General features: G+C 42.1%; 1 protein-coding gene. It reads left to right on the top strand.

What is annotated here, in order from left to right; all coding sequences use genetic code 11:
- A partial coding sequence (locus AC1DRQ_RS31325; protein WP_477430020.1) for a condensation domain-containing protein occupies positions 1 to 1,668 on the top strand: 1,668 nt, incomplete at both ends.

The following is a 1,668-nucleotide window of genomic DNA, read 5'->3' on the forward strand; positions in this document are numbered from 1 at the left end:
GCAGGTTCCGCGGTTCCGCTGACGGCGAACGGGAAAGTAGACCGTAAATCGCTTCCGGAGGTTGACGTACAGGGTTCATCTTCGGGGTATGAAGGCGGTCGTAATGCGCTGGAGCTGACGCTGATCGGGATCTGGGAGGAGCTGCTGGGTGTAACGGGGGTAAGTATCCATGATAACTTTTTTGAGCTTGGGGGACATTCCCTGCTGGCAATGCGTGTCGTAGCAGCACTAAATAAAACTATCGAACAGGCGGTTTCAGTAAAAGCAATATTTAACAATCCATCAATTGAAAAATTGAGTTATTATTTAAACACAACGAATGATCAGGACAAGTTGCCGCCTATATCGCCATCTGAAAATTCAAAGTTAGCTCCGTTGTCTTATTCCCAGGAGCGTTTATGGTTCATAGATAATTTACAAGGTAGCTTAGCTTATCATGTATTTTGGATAGCAGAATTAAACGGAGAACTGGATATTTCGAAACTACAAACAGCCTTTAAAGTTGTTATCGACCGGCATTCTGTATTACGTACGGTATATACGGAAGACAGGTCAGAGGTTTATCAACTTGCTAAACCGGCTGATGATTGGAAAATCGAATATGTGGAGCGGTGGAATGGACGTAATAATGGTGCCATCATAAACTTTATTACAGAAAAGATCAAGGATCCTTTTGACCTAACAACAGATTATAATTTACGGGTAACCTTGGTTCGTACCTCTGAAACAACTTTTGTCCTAGGGGTAGTAATTCACCATATTGCTTTTGATGCTTGGTCTGCATCTATTATGATCCGTGAATTAACTGAAGTGTATAGTAGCATAATGGACGGTAGGAAAGCCGTCTTAACCAGTTTGCCGTTTCAATATTCCGATTATGCGCATTGGCAACGACGATACATGACAGGGGCATATTTAAGTAAAGGTCTAACATATTGGAAGAATCAATTATATGGAATAGAGCCGTTGAATCTCATGACGGATTTTTCCAGGCCTTCGGAATTGAGTTCTTCTGGCGCCAAAGTGAACAGGATATTAGACAAAGAATTACAGGAATCGCTTAAAACGATGTCAAGGGAATATGGAATTACCTTATTTATGACTTTGTTGAGTGGATTCAAAGCTTTGTTATATCGTTATACAGGTCAGTCAGATATTTGTATTGGTACCCCAATTGCCGGCCGTGCTAACCAGGATGTATATGGCCTTATCGGTTTTTTTGTAAATATGCTAGCGTTAAGGTCGAATGTAAATGGGAAATCTACCGTTCGTGAATTATTTGAGCAAGTTCGAAAAGTTACACTGGACGCGTATGAGCATCAGGATATTCCATTTGAAAAAGTAGTAGAAGGGCTGGCATTAAAAAGGGATATAAGCCGGACACCTGTATTTCAGGTAGTTCTTAATCTATTGAATACTCCTGAAACGGATGCATTGGATTTGGGTAACTTAAAGATTGTTACGAAGGAGCCATCATTGATTATGTCGAAGTTTGACCTGAACCTGGACGCGATCGAGACGGGAGACGGTCTTCATCTGAGTCTGACGTATTGCAGGGATCTTTACCGTCCTGAAACGATGGAGCGCATGCTGGATCATTATGAGCGCATGCTGAGAGCGGTAGTATCGGATAGCGAACAGCGCATCGGTAATATCGAGATCCTGAGC

The organism is Mucilaginibacter sp. P4_E8, from assembly GCF_056401495.1.